The organism is Actinoplanes sp. NPDC049118 (assembly GCF_040648555.1).
Classification (GTDB): Bacteria; Actinomycetota; Actinomycetes; order Mycobacteriales; family Micromonosporaceae; genus Actinoplanes.
Genome location: NZ_JBEZDY010000001.1, coordinates 188,654 through 203,701, shown reverse-complemented (window position 1 = coordinate 203,701; position 15,048 = coordinate 188,654). Strand labels below are relative to the sequence as shown.

16 protein-coding genes and 1 riboswitch are annotated in these 15,048 nt (G+C 72.3%); of the genes, 8 read left to right on the top strand and 8 right to left on the bottom strand.

What is annotated here, in order from left to right; genetic code table 11:
• Positions 1 to 8: 8 nt before the first annotated feature.
• Positions 9 to 851, bottom strand: coding sequence for an inositol monophosphatase family protein (locus AB0B58_RS00890; RefSeq protein ID WP_360215267.1), 843 nt, complete (start codon positions 849 to 851; stop codon positions 9 to 11).
• Entirely contained in the window at positions 848 to 1,717 is an 870-nt protein-coding gene (locus AB0B58_RS00885; protein ID WP_360215264.1) for a DUF5919 domain-containing protein, read from the bottom strand. Before AB0B58_RS00885 ends, AB0B58_RS00890 begins: the two co-directional genes overlap by 4 nt.
• A 92-nt stretch (positions 1,718 to 1,809) precedes the next feature.
• Between AB0B58_RS00885 and AB0B58_RS00880 the strand changes: the two genes are divergently transcribed.
• Positions 1,810 to 2,166: a hypothetical protein gene (locus tag AB0B58_RS00880; protein WP_360215261.1), complete on the top strand. Its 357-nt coding sequence runs from the start codon at positions 1,810 to 1,812 to the stop codon at positions 2,164 to 2,166.
• Between the two features lie 18 nt (positions 2,167 to 2,184).
• On the opposite strand, the gene AB0B58_RS00875 is transcribed toward AB0B58_RS00880, so the two are convergent.
• Genes AB0B58_RS00875 through AB0B58_RS00865 form a run of 3 tightly spaced genes read right to left on the bottom strand, consistent with a single transcriptional unit; the run spans position 2,185 to position 4,578 of the window.
• On the bottom strand, positions 2,185 to 3,444 hold the full coding sequence (locus tag AB0B58_RS00875) for an MFS transporter (RefSeq protein WP_360215258.1): 1,260 nt from the start codon (positions 3,442 to 3,444) through the stop codon (positions 2,185 to 2,187).
• Positions 3,441 to 3,926 (bottom strand): MarR family transcriptional regulator, encoded by a 486-nt coding sequence (locus AB0B58_RS00870; protein ID WP_360215255.1) that lies wholly within the window; start codon positions 3,924 to 3,926, stop codon positions 3,441 to 3,443. Before AB0B58_RS00870 ends, AB0B58_RS00875 begins: the two co-directional genes overlap by 4 nt.
• A gap of 19 nt (positions 3,927 to 3,945) precedes the next feature.
• A complete protein-coding gene (locus AB0B58_RS00865; RefSeq protein ID WP_360215252.1) occupies positions 3,946 to 4,578 on the bottom strand; it encodes a redoxin domain-containing protein in 633 nt (210 codons plus the stop codon).
• A 141-nt stretch (positions 4,579 to 4,719) separates the two neighbouring features.
• On the opposite strand from AB0B58_RS00865, the gene AB0B58_RS00860 reads away from it, so the two are divergent.
• The 3 genes from AB0B58_RS00860 (at position 4,720) to AB0B58_RS00850 (ending at position 7,323) form a co-directional block, all read left to right on the top strand.
• Positions 4,720 to 5,211, top strand: coding sequence for a carbonic anhydrase (locus AB0B58_RS00860; protein ID WP_360215249.1), 492 nt, complete (start codon positions 4,720 to 4,722; stop codon positions 5,209 to 5,211).
• A 45-nt stretch (positions 5,212 to 5,256) separates the two neighbouring features.
• Positions 5,257 to 5,373: riboswitch (SAM riboswitch) on the top strand.
• A 33-nt stretch (positions 5,374 to 5,406) separates the two neighbouring features.
• Complete coding sequence (locus AB0B58_RS00855) at positions 5,407 to 6,687, top strand: aminotransferase class V-fold PLP-dependent enzyme (protein ID WP_360215246.1); 1,281 nt, start codon at positions 5,407 to 5,409, stop codon at positions 6,685 to 6,687.
• Between the two features lie 45 nt (positions 6,688 to 6,732).
• A complete protein-coding gene (locus AB0B58_RS00850) occupies positions 6,733 to 7,323 on the top strand; it encodes a DinB family protein (protein WP_360215243.1) in 591 nt (196 codons plus the stop codon).
• Here AB0B58_RS00850 and AB0B58_RS00845 read toward each other — a convergent pair whose 3' ends face one another.
• Positions 7,324 to 9,279, bottom strand: a complete 1,956-nt coding sequence (locus AB0B58_RS00845; protein ID WP_360215240.1) for an EAL domain-containing protein — start codon at positions 9,277 to 9,279, stop codon at positions 7,324 to 7,326.
• A 164-nt stretch (positions 9,280 to 9,443) separates the two neighbouring features.
• On the opposite strand from AB0B58_RS00845, the gene AB0B58_RS00840 reads away from it, so the two are divergent.
• Positions 9,444 to 10,568, top strand: coding sequence for a branched-chain amino acid ABC transporter substrate-binding protein (locus AB0B58_RS00840; protein WP_360215237.1), 1,125 nt, complete (start codon positions 9,444 to 9,446; stop codon positions 10,566 to 10,568).
• Positions 10,569 to 10,581: 13 nt separating this feature from the next.
• On the opposite strand, the gene AB0B58_RS00835 is transcribed toward AB0B58_RS00840, so the two are convergent.
• Together AB0B58_RS00835 and AB0B58_RS00830 are read right to left on the bottom strand one after the other, a co-directional pair.
• A complete protein-coding gene (locus AB0B58_RS00835) occupies positions 10,582 to 11,679 on the bottom strand; it encodes a sugar phosphate isomerase/epimerase (protein WP_360215234.1) in 1,098 nt (365 codons plus the stop codon).
• Between the two features lie 94 nt (positions 11,680 to 11,773).
• Complete coding sequence (locus tag AB0B58_RS00830) at positions 11,774 to 13,393, bottom strand: phospholipid carrier-dependent glycosyltransferase (protein ID WP_360215231.1); 1,620 nt, start codon at positions 13,391 to 13,393, stop codon at positions 11,774 to 11,776.
• An 82-nt stretch (positions 13,394 to 13,475) separates the two neighbouring features.
• Here AB0B58_RS00830 and AB0B58_RS00825 point away from each other — a divergent pair, with 82 nt between their 5' ends.
• The 3 genes from AB0B58_RS00825 to AB0B58_RS00815 are packed head-to-tail and all read left to right on the top strand — an operon-like array spanning position 13,476 to position 14,776.
• Positions 13,476 to 13,745, top strand: a complete 270-nt coding sequence (locus tag AB0B58_RS00825) for a DUF2277 domain-containing protein (protein WP_360215228.1) — start codon at positions 13,476 to 13,478, stop codon at positions 13,743 to 13,745.
• A 43-nt stretch (positions 13,746 to 13,788) separates the two neighbouring features.
• Positions 13,789 to 14,151 (top strand): metalloregulator ArsR/SmtB family transcription factor, encoded by a 363-nt coding sequence (locus tag AB0B58_RS00820; RefSeq protein WP_360215225.1) that lies wholly within the window; start codon positions 13,789 to 13,791, stop codon positions 14,149 to 14,151.
• Positions 14,144 to 14,776: an SRPBCC family protein gene (locus tag AB0B58_RS00815; RefSeq protein WP_360215222.1), complete on the top strand. Its 633-nt coding sequence runs from the start codon at positions 14,144 to 14,146 to the stop codon at positions 14,774 to 14,776. The genes AB0B58_RS00820 and AB0B58_RS00815 overlap by 8 nt, the downstream gene beginning before the upstream one ends.
• Positions 14,777 to 15,048: the final 272 nt, after the last annotated feature.

Here is a 15,048-nt window from a genome sequence, read left to right as displayed (position 1 = left end):
GACAGCGCTCAGGGCCGAGTCGGTCGACGCCCGGCGCTGCCGGGTCGCGGCCCGCGCTCGGCCGAGCCTTCGCCGGCCACGAGGGCGAGGATCGATGGCAGCAGGTGAGGGTTGGCGGCGATTGTCGCTTCGGCGTCGAAGCTGTGCGGAGCCCCGTCGCGATCGACGGTCAAGGCGCCGGCCTCCCGCGCGATGACCACGCCGGCCGAGGTGTCCCATGGCTTGTTGGCCAGGATGATCACTGAATCGATCTTTCCAGCGGCAAGCCACGCCAGATCGACGGCCGCCGACCCGTGCATCCGGATGCGCTGGGCCCGCGCGGCAAGCCGATGCGTCAGCGCGAACCGGAGCCGGTTCTTCTCCTCGGCACCGGGACCGACTGCATAGTCACCGATCGCCACGACCGCCTCGCTGACCTCGGTGACGCCGCTGACACCAAGGCGCCGGCCGTCGGCCTCTGCACCGTGGCCCTCGGCCGCGCTGTACCGGCCGCCCAGGAAGGGCAGGTCGATGACGCCGAGGACGGCTCGCTTCCCGGCGATCAGGCCGAGTGAGACAGCGCAGAGCGGCGACCCGTGCACGAAGTTGACCGTGCCGTCGACCGGGTCCAGCGTCCAGAGCAGCCCGCCTGTGTCGCCGCTGGATCCGTTCTCCTCACCGAGGAAACCGATCTCCGGGGTCTGCTCGGTGAGGAAGGCCCGGACCCGGTCCTCGACCGCGAAGTCGACCTCGGAGGCCATGTCCCGGTCGCCTTTGGACGTCAGGACGCCCGGTCGCATGCTGCGCATGATGCCGCTCGCGAGGTCGACCGCCCGGTGCGCGACGGGCAGAAGGCCGGCGTGGTCGGTCATCGGGGTTGTCCCCCGGCCCAGAGCTCTTCGAACGTGCGCTCGAAGACGGGGTAGAGCCCCGCAGAGGACCAACGCTTTCTGATCAACATCGTGGGGGACTCGACGCCTCGCGCATGAGGAAGATAAGGCTGGGAGATGCACAGCTCATCGTCGATGAGAGTGATGTTGATGCGAATCGTCTGGTCATATGTGGCCACCTCGATGCGATCACGGACGTCGATCGGTAGCCGTTCTCGTACCCGGAGCACTCCTTGCAGGTTCAGTGCTGTCAGAGCCCCCAGTTGGCCGGCAACCTGACCCTCCTCGATCTCCCGTTGCCGGATGGCAGCGCCCGCGGGATCTCCGAAGAGCAGGCGCAGACGAGCACCATTCTCGACCAATTGGGCAAGGCGCGTGTCGGCGTACTGCTGGCAGATGAGGTTGAGGGACAGCCCGACGGCCCGGATGTCGGTCGCGCGGTCGAACAGTGCGTGCGGCGGCATCCTGGAGGTGAACTCCGAGCGGCTCGGGTACACCGCTTCGACATCAGAGAATTCGCCGGTCGAGGAGACCATGCCGGCATCGACTCCATGAGCGCGGTCACCCAGGAGGAGGACCATCCTGGCCTCGGCGGGTATGCGCAGCCCCGTGCAGATCCGGGTGAGTACGTCGATGCTGCTCACCCGTCGGGTGCCACCGATGATCTCACTGACCTGCGCCTGACTGAGCCCGGTGGCGACCCCGAGATGGGTCTGGCTGACCCGCGTCGCCCGCTGAATCAGCCGGAACACCTGCGCGATGTCGCGTGCCGCCAAGGCGTCGAGCATGTCGTTCGTCTTCCATACCTGCGTCGGCACGGTGAAGGCGGCCGCTGAGCGAAGGCTCACGAGCAGCCCTCCCCTGGTCGATTCATCAATGGCGCGGCGCCTGTTATCCGGCCGCCGGATAGAACCTACTCCCCGATGGACCATGGCTTGTAATGGATCGGCGGCGACGCACCCACAACGATCTACGTATGGCGATTTCCAATGCTGTCCGCGCAGTGGCGGTGGGAAAGACGGCCGGATTCCGCGTCTCACCCGGCGCACAGGAATGGGTGACCGAACCGGTACGCGAACAACGTCAGCCCCGTCCTGGTGACGTTGTCAGGCTGACCGCGGAGGCCAGCGTGCAGTTTGCCGGGGACCGTTCGATCCTGCTCCGGGTCATCAGCGTCGACCGGCGGGCCACCTATGCCGGCTGGGTCTGGTTGACCGGATACACCGTCGGCAAGCACGGCGACGCGACCGAACGCCGCGAAGTGTTCGTCCGGCGCGCCGGCCTCACCATGGCCTGATGCCGTTGCGACTCGCGATCATCGCGCCGGGATCGTCGCATTCTCGGCGGCAGGGTCGGACACCGTGAAGCGGCGTAGCGCCGGGGTCGTCGCGGCGATCAGGCCGATGGCCGCGACGCTCAGCAGGCCACCGGCGGCCAGCGACGCCGCCCCGGACGTCGCGGCCGCGACCAGGCCCGCGCGCAGGTTGCCCAGTTGGGGGCCCGCCGACCCGACGATGTGTTCCAGCGACGCGACCCGGCCCCGGTAGCCGGGCGGCGTCGAGGACTGCACGACCGTGCCACGGGAGACGACCGCCCAGGTGTCGGCGGCGCCGGCCACCGCCAGCAGGGCGAGCACGATCGGCAGGTGGCCGCTGAGCCCGACCGCACCCAGCGACACCGCCCAGACCGCGCCGCAGGCGAGCAGCACCGTGCCCGGGTGGCGGCGGTGGGTGGCGAGTCCGGACAGCAGCGAGGCCAGCACGCCGCCGACCGCGACGGCGGTGGAGAACAGGCCGAGGATCTCCGGCCGGCCGCCGAACCTCTCCTCGTTGATCAGCGGGAACAACGCGAACGGCATGGCCAGCGTGGTCGCCGCCAGGTCGGCGAGGAACGCGCCGCGCACCTCCGGCGTACGCGCGGTGAAGCGCAAGCCGTCGGCGACCGCCGCCGCGCCGGGGCGGCCGCCGGCGCCCGGCACGCCGCGGGGCAGCCCGGCGATGCCGATCAGGGCGAAGCCGAAGGTCGCCGCGTCGATGGCGAAGCACCAGGCCGTACCCCAGCGGGCGGTGACCAGGCCGGCCGCCGCCGGGCCGAGCAGCATCGCCAGCTGGAACGACAGGTGGTTGAGGGCGAGGCCGGCGGCGAGCCGCTCGCCGGCGAGCAGCGCCGGGACGAACGTGTGCCGGGCGGGCGCGCCGAGCGCCGCGAGCGCCGAGCCGAGGCCGGCGAGCGCCAGCATGAGCGGCACGCCTCCGGCGTCCGTCGCGGCTACCCCGGCCATGGCCAGGCTGACCGCGACCTGCCCGTACGCGCATCCGAGCGCCAGCCGGCGCCGGTCGACGTGGTCCGCGAACGCGCTGCCGGCGAGGGCGAGCACGATCAGCGGTACGGCGGTGACCAGGCCGGCCAGGCCGACCATGGCGGGATTGTGGGTGCGTTCCCAGACGTAGTAGACGACGGCGAACGCGCCCAGCTGACCGCCGAGCCCGGACGCGGTCGTGCCGAGCCAGAGCCGGCGGAAGACGGGGTTCTCCCGCAGTGGCCGCAGGTCGACCAGGGTGCCGGCGGCGCTCACGGCAGTTGCTCGGCGAGGTGGTCACGCAGGCGTTCCGCGAACGGGCGGGCGGCGAGCGCGCCGCGCAGGTCGGCGACCACCCGCATGAGCGGATACTCCAGTTCGGCGTCGAGCGCGCGGACGGTCGCCTCGGTGGCGCGCCACTCGGCACTCAGGAACGGCACCAGTTCCCGGGCCCGCCCGGTGAGCCGCACCCGGCGGGTGCGCCCGTCGGTGTCGTCGGCGCGCTCCACCAGCCCGGCCTTGCGCATCGCGGCCGCGGTCTGGCTCATCGCCGAATGGGTCACCTTGCGGGCGTCGGCGAGCTCCTGGATGGTCAGCGGCCCGCGCCGGCCGAGGTCGATGAGCGGCCCGACGAAACGGGTCCGGACGCCCTCGATGCCGGCCTCGGCGTAGAGGCCGGCGATGTCGGAGTCCATCTCGGCGAGCAGCCGGAACAGGTCGCCGTAGTAGCTGCTGTCGAGCAGGTCCGGTTCGGTCACCCCGCCAATATAACAGTGCTTATATAAATTCCGGCGGGCCCTTAGGATGCGGCGCGGCCGGGCGGCGGGACCGCGGCGGCCTCAGTCGATCGAGGGCCGCGATGACCCGTGCGGCCGGGGTCGGCGGCGCAGCCTCCGGACGGATGCTGACGTAGCAGACCGTTCCCGTGCGGTCCGCCACCACCACCGCCGGGTACGGCAGTACCGACCGGCCGGTGCCCAGCGTCGCGCCCGCCTCCGGGCTCTGGTAGCCGATCCGGAAGGCGTCGATGAGGGCGTGCCGGGGGTCCGAGGCCACCAGGTAGCCGAGGTCGTGCCGGTGTTTGGCCGGGGCAAGCAGCCCCACCCGCTGCGGGCTCACCGCGACCAGGTGGGCGCCCGCGTCGGTGCAGGCCGGCAGCAGGGTGCGCTGGTAGCCGGCGAGCACGGCGTCGACGGACGCCGATTCCGCACAGGAGAAGAAGACCAGCACGAGCGGCCCGGTCTGCAGCAACCGGTCCAGGTGGATCGGGCCGAGGTCCACCTCGATCAGGGGCATGGCCGGGACGCGGCCGCCGGGAGCGACCATCCGGCTCCAGACGGCGTCCTTGGCGAGCTGGCGCCGGAAGGCGGTCTCCTCCGCGCTCCGCAGGCGCACCGGTGCTGTCGTCATGTGCGCCACCATACCTATCAAATTGATAGGCATTGTGGCGCCCGGGTAAACAATGATCAGGGAATGGTTCGATATCCTATTCGGCAGACGGGGATAGTATGCGTTTCTGCGCACGTCCGCCTGCCACAGGAGCTGAGGCCCATGAGTATCACCGACGAGCTGCTGGCCAACGCCGAGCGTTACGCCGCCGACTTCGACAAGGGCTCGCTGCCCCTGCCGCCCGCCCGGCACGTCGCCGTCGTCGCCTGCATGGACGCCCGGCTCAACCCGTACGGGCTGCTCGGGCTCTCCGAGGGTGACGCGCACGTGATCCGCAACGCGGGCGGCGTCATCACCGCCGACCAGCTGCGCAGCCTGGCGATCAGCCAGCGCCTGCTCGGCACCACCGAGATCGTCCTGATCCACCACACCGACTGCGGGATGCTGACCTTCACCGACGACGACTTCAAGGAGAGCATCCGCCACGAGGTCGGCATCAAGCCGCCGTGGGCCGTCGAGGCCTTCGCGGACCTCGACGACGACGTGCGGCAGTCGCTGCGCCGGGTGCTCGAGGACCCGTTCATCCCGGTGAAGGACTCGGTGCGGGGCTTCGTCTACGAGGTCGAGACCGGCAAGCTGCGCGAGGTCCACTGAGCCCTCCCCGAGCCCGGCCCGGCCGATGCTGATACGGTGCCGACTGGTCATGAGTGCCAGCGCGAAGCCCCGGCTTGCTGGCCGGCAACCCTTGTGTTCGCGATGGGGTGCTCCGGGTGAGGACCGGGCCGGCGTCGACAACGACGCGGGCAAGCGCGGGCCCCGGCGGGGTCCCCGACCTCGCGGAGGCTCACCATGTCCCTGTTGCCGCAGCGCACCGACCTCGATGTCGTCGGCGCCGGACTCACCGTACGGCTGCCGGGCGGGGACACCGTCCCGTTCGCCCACCTCGACTACGCCGCGTCGGCCCCGTGCGTCCGCGCCGCGGCCGAGGCGGTCGAGGGCCTGCTGCCCTGGTACGGCAGCGTCCACCGCGGCGCCGGCATCCGCTCCCGGAGGTCGACGCAGGAGTACGAGCGCGCCCGCGACGTCATCGCCGGCTTCGTCGGTGCGCGACCGGGCGACACGGTGGTGTTCACCCGGAACACCACCGACGCGCTGAACCTGCTCGCCCGCTGCCTGCCGGCGGACGTCACCACGATCGTCTTCGACGGCGAGCACCACGCGAACCTGCTGCCCTGGCCGGCGCCGCTGCGGCTGGCGACGCCGTCGAGCCCGGACGCCGCCGTCGAGACCCTGGAGCGGGCGTTGCGTTCGCTGCGCGGTCCGGCCCTGCTCGCCGTCACCGGCGCGAGCAACGTGACGGGCGAGATCTGGCCGGTCCGGCGCCTGGCCGACCTCGCACACCGGTACGGCGCCCGCGTCGTCGTCGATGCCGCGCAGCTCGCGCCGCACTCCCCCGTCGACCTAGCCGAGCTCGGCGCCGACTACCTGGCGCTGTCCGGGCACAAGCTCTACGCGCCCTTCGGCGCGGGCGTGCTGGCGGGCCGCGCCGACTGGCTGGACGCGGCGGCGCCCTACCTGCGCGGCGGCGGCGCCAGCGCGTCCGTCGGCGCCGCCGGCGACGTCACCTGGTCCACCGGGCCCGCCCGGCACGAGGGCGGCACGCCGAACCTGCTCGGCGCGGTCTCCCTGGCGGCGGTCTGCGCGGCGCTGACCCGGGCCGACCGGGCCGCGCTGCACGATCGGGAGCAGGACCTGCTGGCCCGGCTGCGCGGCGGCCTGACCGGGGTTCCCGGCGCCGCCGAGGTCAGCCTCTTCGGCCCCGCGCAGCCCCGGGTGGGCATCGTGTCGCTCGCGCTGCCCGGCAACGACGCCGCCGCGGTGGCCGACCGGCTCGCCGACGACCACGGCATCGGGGTCCGGGCCGGTCAGTTCTGCGCGCACCCGCTCACCCGCCGCCTCACCGGCGCCGCCGGCGTGGCCACCTGTGACGCCTCGACCGCGGCGCTGCTGCGGGTGAGCTTCGGGCTGGGCACCACCGGCGCGGACATCGACCGGTTCGTCGGCGCCCTCGGCGCGTTGACCTCCGTCGGCGCGGGCCGGCAGCTGGTCGGCGCGCGCACCGGCCGGTGAGTACCGGGCCCGCCCACCCGGGAGACTGCTGGCATGCTGGCTCGCATGACTGACATTGATCAGAAGGCGGATCTCCACCACTACCTGCGGGCCACCCGCGAGGCTCTACTGTGGAAGCTGGACGGGCTCTCCGAGTACGACGTGCGGCGGCCGCTCGTGCCGACGGCCACCAACCTGCTCGGCGTGGTCAAGCACGTGGCCAGCATCGAGGCCGGCTACCTGGGCGACACGTTCGGCCGCCCGTTCCCGCAGCCGCTGCCCTGGCTGGACGACGACGCCGAGCCGAACGCCGACATGTGGGCCACCGCGGACGAGTCCCGCGCCGACGTCATCGACCTCTACAAGCGGGTCTGGGCGCACTCGGACGCCACCATCGAGGCGCTGACGCTGGACACGACGGGGCGCGTCCCGTGGTGGCCGGAGGAGCGCGCCACGGCCACCCTGCACAAGATCATGGTTCACATGATCGTCGAGACGTCCCGGCACGCCGGGCACGCCGACGTGGTCCGCGAACTGATCGACGGCGAGGCCGGCATGCGGCCCGGATCGAGCAACCTCGCGCCCGGCGACGAGGCCTGGTGGCGCGCGTACCACGACCGGGTCGAGCAGGCCGCGAAGGAGGCCGGCGAGCGCTGATCAGGCGACGGAGCCGAGCGGGGCGATCGCCGCCGTGACGACCTCCTGTGCCTGCCGGCAGGCCTGCGGGAGCCGGTCCGCGGGCACCGGGTGGCTCAGCGCGTAGCCCTGCGCGAACTCGCAGTTCATCTCGCGCAGGCGCAGCAGCGCCTCCACCTCCTCGACACCCTCCGCGACCACGGACAGGCCGAGGTTGTGGCCCAGGTCGACGGCGCTGCGGACCATGACCGCGTCCGGGGTGCCCGCCGTCAGGTCGCGGACGAAGGTGCGGTCGATCTTCAGCTCGTCCGCCGGGACCCGGCGCAGCTGGGCCAGCGAGCTGAAGCCCGTGCCGAAGTCGTCCACGGAGACGCTGATGCCGTGCTCGCGGACCTCGTGCAGCGCGCGCACCGCCCGCTCCGGGTCGGCCATGATGCTGGTCTCGGTGAGCTCCAGGCGCAGCAGCTCCGGCGGCAGCCCGGCCTCGTCGACGGTGCTCAGCACCCGGGCCACGAAGCCCGGGTCGATCAGGCAGCCCGGCGACACGTTCACCGACACGCTGTACTGCCGTCCGTCGCGCAGCCAGCCGGCCGCCTGGCGCACGGCCACCCCGAGCAGGTGGTACGTGAGGCGGACCTCCAGCCCGCTGCTCTCCGCGATCGGCAGGAATGTGCCCGGCATCAGCAGGCCCCGTACCGGGTGCTGCCAGCGGACCAGCGCCTCCACCGAGGTGACGGCGCCGTCGCTCAGGCGTACCTGGGGCTGGTAGTAGAGCCGCAGCTGACCGCCCGGGTCCGCGGTGTCGAGCAGGGCCCGAAGGTCCGCGAAGAGCTGCATCCGGTCCGGCATCTCCGCGTCCGAGGCGGCGTCGTAGACGGCGACGCCGCCGCCGTTGCCCTTCGCCCGGTACATCGCCGCGTCCGCGTGCCGGAACAGCTCGTCGCCGGCGCCGTGCATCGGGCCGAGCGCGATGCCGAGGCTGCCGCTGATCGCCGCCGGGCCCTCGTCCAGCGCGAAGTCGCGGCGCAGCGCGGCGACCAGCGACTCGGCGAGCTCGGTGGCCGCGGCGACCCCCGTCACCCGGGGCAGCAGGACCGCGAACTCGTCGCCGCCGAGCCGGGCCACGACGCCGTCGGTGCCGACACCGGCGGCCAGCCGCCGCCCGGACTCGATCAGGACCAGGTCGCCGGCGTGGTGGCCCATGGTGTCGTTGACGGCCTTGAAGCCGTTCAGGTCGACGACCATGAGGGCGACGTGCCGGTCACCCGCCGATTCGGCGTCGTCCAGCGCCTCCTGCATCCGCTGGGTGAACAGCGTGCGGTTCGGCAGACCGGTCAGCGGGTCGTGCAGTGCCAGGTGCCGGCTCGTCGCGGCCTGCTCGACCAGCCGGCGCTGGTAGCCCAGGACCAGCCGCAGGATCATGCCGACCAGGAAGAGCCCGAGGCCGAAGCCCAGGCAGGTGCCGACCAGCAGCCGCACCTGGGTCCGCCGCAGCGCCGCGACCTCCCGTTGCGCGGCATCGTGGTACGCGCGCGCCACCATGTCGACGTCGTCCTGCAGGGTGTAGAAGGCCGGGGTCACCTCGAGCCGGTCGAGCTGGATATGGGCGGGGTCGCTGTCGGCGATCAGCAGGATCAGCCGCTCGGCGAGCGCCTGGTAGGCGAGCTGCTCCGCGTGCAGGCGCAGCGCGTCCTGCCGGGCCTGCCCGTCGTCGCCGGCGGCGATCTGCGCGAGGGTGTCGTTGGCCGTGCGAACGACCTGGTCGAAGCGCTGCTTGACGGCGACCGACGGCTCCACCTGGTAGTGCCGCAGGTTCACCTCCTGCATCGCGATCGCGATGCGGGCCTCGGCGAAGAGCGAGTCCACGACGAGAGCATGGCTCTGCTGCTCGGTCGCGCGGGTGGTGTGCACGGTCCCCTGGATCACGTACGCCGCCAGCGCCAGCAGCACACCGGCAAGCGCAGCGGTCGTCGCCACGCTGCGTCCCCGAATGCGCCTGATCACGGCCCTCTAGTTCGGCAGCGAACGGCAAGGGTGAAGGCGAATGGGCTCAAGTGGGTGTGCCCGGAACCGATGAGTGCACCGAGCGAGAAGGACGGGGTGTTCCCATGCGCAGCCGACAGTTGCTTTCCACTGCCGCGGTGGCAGTCGTATTGGCCGCCCTGACCGGGTGCGGCGGCGCGGAGAAGGCCGGTGACAAGGCCGCGGCCGCGCCGGAGGTCATCCGCCTCGGCACGCTCGTGCCCCTCACCGGTCGCAACAGCCCCTCGGGCCAGGCGATGGTCGACGCGGCGCAGCTCGCGGTCGACGAGGCCAACGCGGCCGGCGGCGTGCTGGGCCGGAAGATCGAGCTGGTCGTCGAGGACGACGCCTGCGACCCGGGCACGGCGGTCACCGCCGCCCGCACGCTTATCGACAAGGGCATCTCGGTCTCGGTCGGCGGCTACTGCAGCAGCGCGACCGTGCCGACGCTGAAGTCCTTCCGGGCGGCGCGGGTACCGATGATCGTGGCGCAGTCCAACTCGACGGATCTGCTCGGGCCGAAGTACGACAGCGTCTTCCTGGTCTGCGGCACGGTCGGTGCCGAGGCCGACTTCGCCGTCGACTGGATGAAGCGGTCCGGCGCCAAGCGGCTGGCGGTCGTGCACGACGGCACCAGCTTCCCGATCACCCTGGCCCAGTCGACGGTCGCCGCGGCGAAGCGCGCCGGCGGCCTCGCCGTGACCGGCGAGCTGACCCTGAGCCAGGGCGCGCCGAGCTACGCCCGGACCGCGAAGACGGTGATCTCCGCCGGGTCCGACACCGTCTACTACACCGGCTACTACGCCGAGGCCAACCAGCTGATCAAGGACCTGCGTACCCAGGGCTTCCAGGGCAAGATCGTCGTCGGTGACGGCGCGACGGACGGCCCGCTGCTGCAGTACCTCACCAAGGCGCAGAGCCGGGACGTGTACGGCACCGCGATGCTCTACCCGGAGTTCATGCCGGAGCTGGCCGACTGGTCGGCCCGCTACCTCGCCGCCGTCGGCACCTCGCCGGGCCCGTCGACGGTCGAGGCGTACGACGCCGTGAACGTGGCGCTGGACGCGATCAAGCGGGCGGGCAGCCTCGACCCCGAGGCGATCCGCAAGGCGATCAGCGCCACCGACCTGGAGACGTTGTCCGGCCGGATGAGCTTCAACCCCGACGGCACCCGCACCTCTGCGCGGTTCCTGCTGCTCAAGGCCGTGGACGAGGGGTTCAAGCTGGTGCCGACCGCCGGCTGAGCGGCGCCGGCTCTCAGCGCCGGTGGACGGTCAGCTCGGACATGTTGCGGTAGGACCGGGCCGCGAACTCCAGGGACTGTGCCGGGTTCGCCGCACCGCCCGGTGCGGTGTCCTGCTCCCAGTTCGGATGCCGGAAGTCCGGGTCGCCGATGGTGGCGAAGAACCGCTGGAAGTCGATGTCCCCCTCGCCGAGCGGCGTCATCACGTGCCCGTCGGCGCGGGTGCTGTCGCGGTCGCCGTCCTTGGCGTGGAAGAGCGGGAACCGCCTGCTGTTCGCGGCCACGTTCAGGATCGGGTCGAACAGGCCGGTGCGCTCGGCGCCGCTGCGGTCGACGTAACGCCGGTACCTGAACCGGGCCACGTACGCCCAGTAGATGTCCAGCTCGAAGAAGACGTAGCGCGGGTCGGCCCGGCCGAAGAAGTACTCGAGCCGCCGCGTACCGGAGGATCGGGTCGGCCTGCCGGCGGCGTCCGGCGGGCCCTCGTCGAGCAGGAACGAGTACGCGGCGGCGTGGTTGTGGGTGTACAGCCGCAGGCCCCGGGCGTGTGCCCGGCGGCCGAGCCCGTTCCAGAGGTCGGCGGCCACGTCCCAGTCCGCCGGGTACGGCGAACCGGACGGGTCCGCGCCGGTGCCGATGTTGGCCATGCCCAGCGTCTGCGCGATGTCCATCTGCCGCTCGAAGGTGTCCGGGTCGATCCGGGTGTGCGCGCCGTTGGCGACCAGCCCGTTGTCGTCCAGGATCCTCCGGATCTCCGCGGGGGTGATCTGCCGGCCGAGGATCTCGGTGCTCTGGTCGTACCCGGCGAACTCGACCTCGGCGTAGCCGAGCTCGGCGACGCGGGCCAGCACCCGCTCGAAGCCGTACGGCACGCCGCTGTCGTCGGGTGCCGCGGTGATCCGGTCGCGCACGCTGTAGAGCATGAGGCCGCGGTTGCGGGCCGGGATGAGCGGCTCCCGGCCGGTGCCCGCGGGGGCGTCGCTGCGCATGATGTTCATGCCGGCCGCGCCGAGGGCGACCGCGGCGGCCGCCGACGCCGCCAGGATGCCGCGCCGGGTGAGCCGGCTACGGGCGGCCGGGCCCGGCGGGGCGCCGCCCGGGTTCCGATCCATGGCGTCCAGCCTGCGGCGCGCGGCCCGGCAGGTCCGTGTGCTTTCCCCTCTTGAAGGAAAGCCCATTCCGGACATGATTCCCCGCCGGGTGGCGTCAGCGGCGGTAGATGGTGATCGAGTGGCCGATCTCGTCGATCGGCTCTCCGCTGGAGGCGATCAGCGCCTTGAGCCGGCTGCCGGCCTTCGCCGCCGAACTGTTCGAGACCACCAGCAGCCCGCGCACGTCGGCGTCGGGCACCCGGTAGGGGTTCGCCGCGTTGATCCCGTACGCGGACGGCAGCCCGGCGCCCCGGTAGACCAGCCAGACCTGCTCGCCGGGGTAGCGCTCGCGCAGCCGGTCGGCGAGCCGCCCCAGGTCCTGCCCCCAGTCGACGTTCGAGTCGTGCAGCCGCAGGTGGGTCGCGGCGGGCCCGCCGAACGCCTCGTTCGAGTACGGCAGGTAGTACGGGAACGTCCGCAGCGAACTCACCGCGACGAACAGCACCAGCGCCGCGGCCGTCACCCGCGCCCAGCGCCACTTCACGGCCACCACGGCCGCCGCGACCACCGCACCGAAGATCGGCATGAAGATCGCGTACCGGGTGCCGAAGTCGCGCGCGCCGGTCATCGCGACCGCGAACAGCAGGCCGGCCGGCAGGATCAGGTAGAGCGCCGCCGTACGCAGCCGGGGCACGGCGAGCATCGCCGCGGCGCCGGCGAGCCAGAGCACCATCATGCCGATCGGCGTCTTCACCAGCAGCGCGGCGGGCAGGTAGTACCAGAGCGAGCCGCGGTAGAGCTCCCCGAACAGGAAGCCGCGGAACGATCGGTCCTCGAACGCGAACTGGATGCGCATGCCGTCGCGGTACGGCTCCGGCACCGGCAGCACGTCGACGAGGAGCCCGCGCAGCCCCGGCACGACGGGCATCCCGGTCGGCTCCACCCACCCCAGCCGCGGGTCGACGATCAGGTAGGCCACCCACACGACGGCGAACGCGATGACCGCCACCCCGGCCGCGGCGGCCAGCCCGCGCAGGCGCTTGAGCGCCAGGAAGGCCAGCAGCATCAGCAGCGGGACCGCGGGCAGCACGCTCATCCGGGTGGCCAGGGCCGCGCCGAGCGCGACCCCGGCGAGCGGGAGATACAGGTACGGGCGCGCCCGCGCCCGCCACGTCAGCCAGACGGCGGTCAGCAGGAAACCGATCGCCGGCACATCGAGCGTGGCGAGCGAACCGTGCGCGATCACGTCGGGCGAGAGGGCGTAGAGCGCCAACGCCAGCAGGCCGCCGACCGGGCCCACGAGGTCACGGGCGAACGCGAACACCACCAGCCCGAAGAGCAGGGTGAGAATGATCATCGGCAGCCGGGCCAGGAACATCAACTCGTACGGGTCGTTGCCGGCCTCGTAGAGCACGTGCCGCCCGAGCGCGGTCTGGTTACCGCGGAACGCCGGATCGAGCTGCGGATCCGCGAACGCCACGCCGACCGCGATGATCATCTTGCCCAGCGGCGGGTGCTCGGGGTTGTAGCGCAGGCTGCGCTGCTCCAGGTAGGTGACCGCGGTGCCGACGTAGACCGGCTCGTCGATGGTCGGGGTCTGCTGCACGGCCGTGACCACCATGGCGCCCGCCATCTGGGCGAGCAGCACGACGACGAGCAGCGGAATCAGCCAGCGGGGGCGCCGGCGCGGGCCCGGCGGCGCGGCGGTCGGCGATTCCTCTAGATCCACGGTCACCCCGAGAACCTATCCGGAGCCCGGCGGGCCCGGCCAAGGTACGGCCATGGCGACCGCGGCCTGCGCGGTTAGGCTCGGTGGCATGTGCCGAAACATTCGTCAGCTGCACAACTTCGAGCCGCCGGCCACGCCGGACGAGGTGCAGGCCGCCGCCCTGCAGTACGTCCGCAAGGTGGCCGGGACGACCAATCCGTCGCAGCGCAACTCCGAGGCCTTCGACGTGGCGGTCGCCGCAGTCGCGGCGGCGACCACCGCGCTGCTCGAGGCGCTGGTGACCACCGCGCCGCCGAAGGACCGCGAGGTCGAGGCCGCCAAGGCGAGGGAGCGCGCCGCCAAGCGGTACGCCTCGTAGTAAGTCGTTGCTTATATAAGACTGCACTGATAACGTACGGGCCGTGCATGCGTTCGACGTGCTCGGCGACCCGGTGCGCCGGCGGATCCTCGAGCTGCTCGCCGACGGCGAGCAGCCCTCCGGCGCCGTCACCGAGGTCATCCGGGCCGAGTTCGGCATCTCCCAGCCCGCCGTCTCCCAGCACCTGAGGGTGCTGCGGGAGAACGGCTTCGCGACCGTACGCCCCGACGGCGCCCGGCGGCTCTACGCGGTCGACGACAGCGCACTGCGCGAGGCCGACGCGTGGCTGGGCCGGTTCCGCCGGTACTGGACACCACACCTCGCCGCCCTGGCGACCGAAGTGGCCCGCGGAAAACGCCAGCGCCGCACCGCCGCCTCAGCTCTTGAAGGAGAAGACGATGCCTGACGTGCAGCAGCAGATAAATTCGGTCCGACGGACGGTCGGCACCCGCCACCTGGAGGCCGGCGAGGCCCGGATCTCGACGATCAGCCAGGTCTACGACACCGGCATCGACGACCTGTGGGACGCGGTCACCAGCGCCGAGCGGATCCCCCGCTGGTTCATGCCCATCTCGGGCGAACTACGCGAGGGCGGCAAATACCAGCTCGAGGGCCACGCCGGCGGCACGATCTCACGCTGCGACGCGCCGCACGGCTACGCCGCGACCTGGGAATACGGCGGCGACGTCAGCTGGATCGAGGTACGCCTGACCCCGGAGGGCGACGGCCGCACCCGCTTCGAGCTCGAACACGTCGCACACGTCGCGCAGGAGTTCTGGGACCAGTTCGGCCCGAGCGCGACCGGCATCGGCTGGGACATGGGCCTGCACGGCCTGGCCATGCACCTGACGGACCCCGGCTCGGCCGTGGATCCGCAGGCCGCGATGGCCTGGATGCTCTCCGACGAGGGCAAGCTGTTCTCGCGGCTGAGCAGCGACGCCTGGGCCGCGGTGGCCATCGCGGACGGCACCGACCCGGTCGTCGCCCGCGACCGCGCCGACCGTTGCTACGCGGCGTACACCGGCGGCTGAGACCGGCCCTGCCAACGCCTCCCGCCGAGCGGGCCGGGCAGGTCGCGCGGATGCTCGGGCGGCCCTGCCAACGCCTTACCGCCCCGCGGGCCGGACAGATCACCGCGGGCACTCAGGCCGGTCCTGGCAACGCCTCCCGGCCCAGCGGGCCGGGCAGGGCGCGCCGTACTCAGGCCAGCCCTGCCAACGCCTTACCGCCCCGCGGGCCGGACAGATCACCGCGGGCACTCAGGCCGGTCCTGGCAACGCCTCCCGGCCCAGCGGGCCGGGCA